Here is an 8164-nt window from a genome sequence, read left to right as displayed (position 1 = left end):
GGACACCGATGCCGCCTTCAAGAAGCTGGTCGGCCTCAAGCCGAACCTGCTGACGGTCTACACCCAGCAGCCGCAGGCCTTTAACCTGCTTGAGCAGGGCGAGGCGCATCTGATCGGGCCTGCTATGTCGTCCTATTGCCTTGAGCGCAAGGCGGCGGGAGCGCCGATCGACCTCGCCGCGCTGAAGGAAGGCGTGTTCGCCATGCCGTCCGGCATCGCGGTCATCAAGGGCGCGCCGCAGTCCGAGCTCGCCTTCGCCTATGTCAACGAGCTGCTCGGCGCCGAGCTGCAGAGCAAGCTCGCCGGCCCCACCTTCTCGCTGGCGACCAACAAGGCCGTGCCCAAGCCCGAGGGCCTCGGTGCCGATGTGAAGATCTTCCAGATCGACTGGGCCAACGTCGCCGCGCAGCGCAACGACTGGATCAAGCGCTGGGATCGCGACATGGCGATCTGAGGCCCCTTCGGATCCTCCATTGTCATCCCGGACAAGCGGCTGGGCCGCCCGTTCGGGGTGACGGCATCAATCCCCAGCGAGCGCGGATACCATGACCGCTGCCTTCCTCGACATCACCGGCGCCAGCAAGACCTTCGGGCCTGCGACGGTGCTCGACGGCGTCGATCTTGCGGTCGGCAAGGGCGAGTTCATCTCGCTTCTCGGCCCCTCCGGCTGCGGCAAGACCACCCTGCTGCGCATCGTCGCCGGGCTGATGAAGCCCGATTCCGGCCGAGTCGTCCTGGACGGGCGCGAGATCACGCGCATTCCGCCGCACCGGCGTGATGTCAGCGTGGTTTTTCAGAACTACGCGCTGTTTCCGCATCTGACCGTCGCGGAGAACGTCGCCTTCGGGCTCAAGGCCCGGGCTGCGCCCGCGGAGACGATCGCGCCCGCCGTCGCCCGCTTCCTCGGGCTGGTGCAGATGGGCGCCTTCGCGGAGCGTTCCGTCAGGGCGCTGTCCGGTGGGCAGCAGCAGCGCGTCGCGGTCGCCAGGGCGCTTGCCGTCGCGCCGAAGCTCCTGCTGCTGGACGAGCCCTTCTCGGCACTGGACCGCAAGCTGCGCGAAGCCATGCAGATCGATCTGCGCCGCATCCTGCGCGAGGTCGGGACGACCGCCATCTTCGTCACGCACGACCAGGATGAGGCGCTGACCATGTCCGACCGGATCGCCGTGATGCATCGCGGCCAGATCGAGCAGCTCGACAGCCCGGCCGCGATCTATCACCGCCCCGCCACCCCCTTTGCGCTCGACTTCGTCGGGCTGTCGAGCCGGCTCCCCGGCACCGCCCTCGGCACGCAGGACGGGATCGTCACCATCGAGACGCAGGCGGGGACTGTCCGGGCGCCGGGGGGCTTCCTGACGCGCAGCCCGGTCGTGATCGGCGTCCGGCCGGAGCGGATTGCGGTCGGCGGCTCGGGCGAGAACCGGATCGAGGCGACACTGCGCGACGTGGTCTTCCAGGGCGCGCGCGTACAGCTCCATTTCGCCGCGCCGGAGAGTGGCCGGCTGATGGTTGAAGCGCAGGAGGCGCCGGCCGGCCTCACGCCCGGCGCCGTCCTGCCGCTGACCTGGCGCGTCGAGGACACGCTGCTTTACCCCGCAGTGCCAGACGAGGTCGCGGCATGAGCGCGGCGAGGCGCTTCGACCCCATCGTGCTGTTGGCGCTGCCCGCGGTCGTTTATCTGATTGTTGTCTACGGGCTGCCGCTGCTGTTCCTGCTCGGCCGCAGCCTGCTCGGCCCCGGCGGCCTCGAGGCCTTTGCGGGGTTCTTCGCAGACCCCTTCAGTTGGACGGTGCTGGGCAACACCCTGCGCAGCGCCGCGCTGGTTACGCTACTCTGCCTCGTCATCGGCTATCCGACCGCGCTGGTGCTGGCTCGAGCCGTCGGCTTCGTCCAGGCCGCGATCCTGGTCGCGATCATCCTGCCGCTCTCGGTCGGCGTGGTGGTGAAGGCCTTCGCCTGGCAGATCGTACTGCGGCGCGACGGCGTCGTCTCGCAGATCATGACCGGCATCGGCCTGTGGAGCGAGCCGCAGCGGCTGCTCTTTACCGAAGCCGGGCTTGTGATCGGTGCGGCCAACATATTCGTGCCCTTCATGATCCTGCCGATCTATTCGGTGCTCAAGCTGGTCGATCCGCGCCTCGGCGAGGCGGCGGCGACGCTGGGCGCCTCGCCGCTCTACCGCTTCTTCTACGTCGCTCTGCCGCTCTCGCTGCCCGGCATCGTGACCGGGATCGCCTTCGTCTACTCAATGGCGGTGTCCATGTATGTGGTGCCGAGCCTGTTGATCGGCGACCGCTTCCAGACGCTGGCGACGCTGACCGGCCGGTCGTTCCTGTTCATGCGGAACGCCCAGCTGGGCGCGACCACCGCGACGGTGCTGCTCGTCCTTGCGGTGGCGATCGTGGTTGGCAGCGCTTGGCTCTCGCGCCGGCTTGGAGGCGCGTCATGACATCGATCGAGGCCGTTTCCCGCTGGGTCTGCGGGCTGATCGCCGCAGCGACGGTGATCTTCCTGATGACTCCGCTCATCGTGACGGCGGCGGTTTCCTTCGGTTCCAGCGCGGTTTTCACCCTGCCCGCCCCTTCATGGTCGCTGCGCTGGTACGAGGCTTTGGCGCGCTCGCGCGATCTCTGGCCGCCGGTCCTGACCTCGTTACAGCTGGCGGCGCTCTCGACCGCGATCGCGCTCGTGCTGGGCACGCTCTGCGCCATCGGCCTGCTGCGCGGCGATTTCCGCGGGCGGGAAGCGGTCGTCACCTTCCTGGTGTCGCCGCTGATGCTGCCAGGCCTCGTCATCGGTATCGCCATGCTGGAGGCCTTCCGGGCGTCAGGGCTGCGCGAGGTCTGGACCAGCCTGCTCCTTGCCCATGTCGTCATCACCCTGCCCTACGTGGTACGGACCGTATTCGCCTCGCTCTCGCTGTTCGACTTCACGCTGATCGACGCGGCGCGCACGCTCGGTCTGACCTATCCGAGGGCGATCCTGAAGGTGCTGGTGCCGTCGCTGGCCCCGGCCTTCCTCACCTCCGGCATGTTCGCCTTTCTCGCCTCGATGGACAATTATCCCATCTCGATCTTCTTCACCGACGCCTGGACCAAGACCTTGCCGATACAGATGCTGCAATATGTCGAGGAAAGCCCCGACCCCACTATCGCCGCAATCTCGACGCTGCTGATCTTGCTCGCCATCGGCGTTCTCGTGATCGGCGACAGGCTCGTCGGCCTACGTCGCATGGCGGATCTCTGACATGCTGCCCGACATCACCACCGATCGCGATTTTCGCGGCTATGGCGACGCCGTTCCCGCCGTGCGCTGGCCCGACGATGCGCGGCTCGCCGTCAATCTCGTCATCAATGTCGAGGAAGGCGGCGAACTCGCCATCGGCCAGGGCGACGAGAAGAACGAGGGCGTCTACGAGGTCGTCGACGAGATCACCGGCGTGCGCGACCTCTGCATGGAGTCCCATTTCGAGTACGGCACGCGCGCCGGTTGGCCGCGCATTCGCAAGGCGCTGAAGGCCCATGGCGTCCGCGGAACGGTCAACGCCATCGGCCGCTCGCTGATGCTCTCGCCCTGGCTCGCTGAGCAGGCGGTCGCCGACGGCCATGAGATCGCGGCCCATGGCTGGCGCTGGGAGCGCCATGCAAAAATGACGGAGGACGAGGAGCGCCTCGCCATTGCGCGCACCGTCGAGGCGATCACCCGCACAGCCGGAAGCCCGCCCCGCGGCTGGCACACCCGCTCGGCAACCTCGCCGAACACGCGCCGGCTGCTGCTGGAGCAAGGCGGCTTCTTCTACGATTCCAACGCCTACAACGACGACCTGCCCTATCTCGTCGATGTCTGCGGCCGAGACCATCTGGTCCTGCCTTATTCCTTCGACACCAACGACATGCGCTTTACGCGCCAGGGCGGCTTCGTCTTCGGCGACGATTTCGCGCGGTACTGCATCGACACCTTCGAGCGGCTCTATGAGGAAGGGGCGAATGCGCCTCGGATGATGACGGTCGGGCTCCACCTGCGGATCATCGGCCGGCCGGGGCGCATCGGCGGGCTGGAGACGTTCCTGGCCCATGCCGCCTCCAAACCCGGCGTCTGGTTTGCTCGGCGCGACGAGATCGCCCGGCACTGGTTGCAGGCGATCGGACGGGAGGATCTGATCGGGGGACGCTGAGCCCTCGGCTCGGCGCTTCGCCGCGCCAATGAGCCTCCGAGCCGCTCCGCCCTTGGCTAGCGGGCCGCCATTGCGGCGTCCATGAAGCGGCGCGTCCGGTCCACGTCCCAGCGCAGCACATCGGCCGGCGCGGCGTCCTTGCGCATCAGGGCCGTGCTGACGATGACACCGTCGCAGAGACCGAGAGCCTCTCTGACATTCCCCTCCGTGACGCTGCCGCCGAGAAGGATCGGGCGCTTGATCCCGGCTTCCCTCGCCCGGCGGATGCGGGCGAGAGAGTCAGCCCAGTCGGCACCGGTCAGGATCAAGCCGTCCGCCCCGGTCTTCTGGGCCCATTCCGCCGCGAATTCCGGTGTTTCGGAGGACATCGGCACGGCCGTACGGTCATGCACATCGGCCAGGATCGCGATATCGTCGCGACCGAGCTGGGTGCGATAGGCGAGCGCCTGCGCCCCCATCCCGGTCTTGGGCCCCTGAGCCGTCATCGCCTGGCCGACGAAGACCTTGAGGCGCACGAAATCCGCCCCGCTTGCATGCGCGATGGCGAGCGACGCGACAGGATCATGCGCCTCGACGATGATGCCGAGCCCGATCTGCGGAACCTCCGACTTGAGAAAGCGGCCGAGCGCGGCGGTCATCGCCAGCGGCCCGGGCTGCATCGCACCGGCTTCGCGCGTCTGGTCCTGCAGCTTCACGTAGGGCACGCCGGCCTCGGCGAAGACCCGCGCGTTGGTCGCGACGTAATCCTCGAGGAACGCCATGCTCTTGTCCCGCATCTTGCCGAAATCGGGCAGGTGAAGGGCGGCGATGACGAGAGGGCGGGCGGCGAAGACGCGCAGGCTGGTCACGAGAAAGGCATCCGTCAGTTTTGGAGGGGGAAGCGGCCGAGATCCGCAATCAGCCCGGCGAGCGTGGCGCGACAGTCCTCGCGATTCACGGGCAAGGCGCCGTCCGCTCCGTAGCGGCCGACGATGAGCGAAGCCGAAACTGCGCCGTAGGCTGCGGCCAGTACGGGATCGCCCGTCTCCACGAGGCCTGCCAGGAAGCCGCCGCAGAAGGAATCGCCAGCGCCGGTCGGATCGATGGCCCTTGTCGGGACGACGGGAACCGGGACGGCCCTCGCGGCGGACTTGTCCCACACGAGGCTGCCGCGGGCACCGAGCTTGACGGCCGCGGTTCCGCGGCACCGCTCGGCTACCAGGGCGAGCGCGGTTTCGACACCGGTCTGCGGGACGATGGCCGCTAGTTCGATCTCGCTGGGCAGAAACGCGTCGACCTGCGCCAGAAAGGGGGACATCTCGTCCATGGAGAGCTCCGCCAGTTGCCAACCCGCATCGAGCGTCACCATCATTCCGCGACTGTTGAACAGGGGCAGCAAGGCATCCAGCACCACGGGACGCGCCGGTGCACAGTGGGCGCCCTTCGCCCTGAGATAGGTCTCGGGCACCTGCGAGGCGACCAGAGGATGGATGTCCCGAAAGCGCGAATAGGAGATCTCCCCGCCGTCGCCACGACGGCGCAAATGGTCCTGCCAGCGCGTCACCTGCTCAGGCGTCAGCCGGTCGGTCGGGAAACCGGCTTGCTCCAGCTCCTCTGGACGGCTGGTCAGATGCTCGCTGCGGTTCCCACGCTCGTCGTAAATGAACCAGTTGCCGCTGCGCAGAGCGGTCTGCGCCATCGCCACGCCGTCCAGCGCGATACCGTTCTCTCGCAGCCGGTCGAGCGTGGCGCGGGGGTAGCTCGATACGGCCACGCTGACGAGACCGACCGCATCGACCCAACAGCGGGCGCCAACGGCCGAATAGGCTCCGTTGCCGCCCACCTTGTCGAGCGCTACGGCGCCGTCGGCCGAGATCACGTGGTCGACTGTCAGTCCGCCCGCCGTGACCAGTACGGGCGTCACGCCGCGCAGCCTCCGAGAACGGGGGCACCAAGACCCAGCGCATCGCGGGCCTTCGTCACATGATAGCCGAAAAGATGCAGCGGCACGCTGTACAGGAGGGGAGCGAGTTCCGCCCTTACGACAGGCAGCGCCCAGACATGGTCGGCGATCCCGTCGAAGCCGGTCTCCCCTTCCGGCACCAGAACGATCGTCTGACCGCCGACGGCCTTCCCGACGATGGCCGTCTCCAGCGCCCTCTGTCGGCTGGCGTCGTCCGGCGCGATGAGGAACAGCGGGTCGCCCGCCTTCTGCGTGCGGTAATGATGATATTCTTCCAGAGGGAAGGCGATCGCATGGATCGGCGCCAGTTCCTTGAGCTTCGCGGCGCCGAAGGCGGCTGGCGCCAGATGCGGGCCCGCGCCGGCGAGCAGCACCATGTCGGCGCGGGCCAACCTCTGACCCAAGGCCTTGGCGCGCTCGTAGAAGCCGCTGGACACCTCGTCCATCACGGAAGGCAACGCACTGAGATCAGCCCCGAGCCCCGCGGATCTTCCCTCACCCAGACCGCGCGCTTCGGCGATGGCGAGCGCGAGCGAGATGAGGAGCGCCATCGCCGCCGTGCTCGACTGCGTCGGCCAACCGCCGCGCGTCGCCTGGATCAGCAACGCAGCCGGAAAATCGCGCATCATGGCGGAGGACGCGGTGTTGGTAAGCGCAACCGCATATCCCCCCTTCGCCAGCGTCTCCTTCAGGCTGGCGCTGACCGGCGCAGTATTGCCACTCGAGGAGAGGCCGATGACGAGCGTGCCATCGTCGATCATATCAAGCCCATATTGCTCGAGATCGAAGGCCTCGTAAGGCTCGCAGACCACGCCCAGCAGCCGCTCAAACGCCAGACGAACGCCGATGCCGGCGATCCAGGAGTCGCCGCAGCCCACGATGACCACGCGGGTGAGCTTTCGACCCGCCATCTCGCCGGCGATGCGGCGCACCGTCTCGGCCGTCGTTTCCAGCGTGCGGCGCATCGCATCCCCCTGCGCCATCATCTCACCATGGGTCAATTCCACACGGCGAAACCGCTCCGGGTCTCCCGGCGCATCGGAAGACGACTCGCGCTTGATCGCCCTGTATTGCTGCATCAGATCGGCCATGCTCATCGGCTCCGCTCGGCGGAGCATGAGGGCGTATCCTCCAGCTCCGGGTTTTGCATTCGACTTTCGATATTCTTCATTCCAGTCTATAACGCAAGCGGAAACAGGATCACATGAACGAGCACGCCCCACCTGCCGACTTGCGCCGCGGCAGCTCCCTGCCTCGGCACGAGCGCATTCTGGCGACGCTGGCCGAACGGGGTACCGTCGAGGTCGCGGCACTCGCGGAGGCGCTTGGCGTTTCGGCCGTCACGATCCGGGCCGATCTCGATGCACTGGAGAAACGACGCCTGATCCGCCGCATCCGAGGGGGCGCCATGGCCCTGCGCCCCTCCCGCTTCGAAAGGCCTCTCGACCTGCCGAGCCAGAGCTTCTCCGAGGAAAAGCAGCGCATCGGCGCGCTCGCGGCGAGCATGGTGCGCGACGGCGAAACCATCATCCTCGATTCCGGCACGACGTCCCTGGCGTTGGCACAGAACCTGTCCGAAGCCTTGACGGATGTCGTCGTCGTCACGAACGGGCTCGACATCGCCATCGCCCTACGGAACCACCCTGGCCTGACCGTCATCGTCACAGGCGGCCGGGTGAAAACCGGCGGACGCAATCTCGAAAGCTCCAGCCTGATCTCGCCCTTCGGCACCACGCTTCTACGCGAGATCAACGCCGACATCGCCTTTCTCTGCTGCGCCGGGATCGATGCCGAGCGCGGCTTCACGAACGGCAACTGGGATGAGGCCGAGGTCAAGAAGGCAATGATCGACGCCGCCCGCCGCGTCGTCTTCGTGGCCGACCACGCCAAGATCGGCCATGTCGGCAGCGCCCGGATCGCTTCCCTGGATGCGGCCGAGGCGCTGGTGACAGACAACGGGGCACCGGCCGCCGACATTCAGCGCCTCGAAGCCGCAGGGCTGCGCATCGCAGTGGCATGACGGCGCATTTTCGGGCGGACACCGGCTA

The 8164-nt window shown here is 67.4% G+C and carries 9 protein-coding genes; 6 read left to right on the top strand and 3 right to left on the bottom strand.

All coding sequences use genetic code 11. The features are described from left to right. The 5 genes from ACOJTB_RS11360 to ACOJTB_RS11340 form a co-directional block, all read left to right on the top strand. Positions 1 to 454: extracellular solute-binding protein (locus ACOJTB_RS11360; RefSeq protein ID WP_420102628.1), on the top strand; the 454-nt coding region annotated here is incomplete at its 5' end. A gap of 91 nt (positions 455 to 545) precedes the next feature. Next, positions 546 to 1622, top strand: coding sequence for an ABC transporter ATP-binding protein (locus ACOJTB_RS11355; protein ID WP_420102627.1), 1077 nt, complete (start codon positions 546 to 548; stop codon positions 1620 to 1622). Then, the gene (locus tag ACOJTB_RS11350; protein ID WP_420102626.1) at positions 1619 to 2449 is read left to right on the top strand and encodes an ABC transporter permease; all 831 of its coding nucleotides are present in this window, start codon (positions 1619 to 1621) and stop codon (positions 2447 to 2449) included. The genes ACOJTB_RS11355 and ACOJTB_RS11350 overlap by 4 nt, the downstream gene beginning before the upstream one ends. After that, entirely contained in the window at positions 2446 to 3246 is an 801-nt protein-coding gene (locus ACOJTB_RS11345; protein ID WP_420102625.1) for an ABC transporter permease, read from the top strand. Before ACOJTB_RS11350 ends, ACOJTB_RS11345 begins: the two co-directional genes overlap by 4 nt. 1 nt (position 3247) lies before the next feature. Continuing rightward, positions 3248 to 4174 carry a polysaccharide deacetylase family protein gene (locus ACOJTB_RS11340; RefSeq protein ID WP_420102624.1) on the top strand — a complete coding sequence of 309 codons (927 nt, stop codon included), beginning with the start codon at positions 3248 to 3250 and terminating at the stop codon, positions 4172 to 4174. 56 nt (positions 4175 to 4230) lie between these two features. On the opposite strand, the gene ACOJTB_RS11335 is transcribed toward ACOJTB_RS11340, so the two are convergent. The 3 genes from ACOJTB_RS11335 to ACOJTB_RS11325 are packed head-to-tail and all read right to left on the bottom strand — an operon-like array spanning position 4231 to position 7207. Beyond that, complete coding sequence (locus ACOJTB_RS11335) at positions 4231 to 5022, bottom strand: BtpA/SgcQ family protein (RefSeq protein WP_420102623.1); 792 nt, start codon at positions 5020 to 5022, stop codon at positions 4231 to 4233. Between the two features lie 14 nt (positions 5023 to 5036). After that, the gene (locus tag ACOJTB_RS11330; protein WP_420102622.1) at positions 5037 to 6077 is read right to left on the bottom strand and encodes a carbohydrate kinase family protein; all 1041 of its coding nucleotides are present in this window, start codon (positions 6075 to 6077) and stop codon (positions 5037 to 5039) included. Next, on the bottom strand, positions 6074 to 7207 hold the full coding sequence (locus tag ACOJTB_RS11325) for an SIS domain-containing protein (RefSeq protein ID WP_420102621.1): 1134 nt from the start codon (positions 7205 to 7207) through the stop codon (positions 6074 to 6076). The genes ACOJTB_RS11330 and ACOJTB_RS11325 overlap by 4 nt, the downstream gene beginning before the upstream one ends. 113 nt (positions 7208 to 7320) lie before the next feature. Here ACOJTB_RS11325 and ACOJTB_RS11320 point away from each other — a divergent pair, with 113 nt between their 5' ends. Next, positions 7321 to 8136, top strand: coding sequence for a DeoR/GlpR family DNA-binding transcription regulator (locus ACOJTB_RS11320; RefSeq protein ID WP_420102620.1), 816 nt, complete (start codon positions 7321 to 7323; stop codon positions 8134 to 8136). Positions 8137 to 8164 lie beyond the last annotated feature (28 nt).

This window comes from Allobosea sp. (assembly GCF_048595345.1).
Lineage (GTDB): Bacteria > Pseudomonadota > Alphaproteobacteria > Rhizobiales > Beijerinckiaceae > Allobosea.
This window is presented reverse-complemented; position numbering and strand designations above follow the sequence as displayed.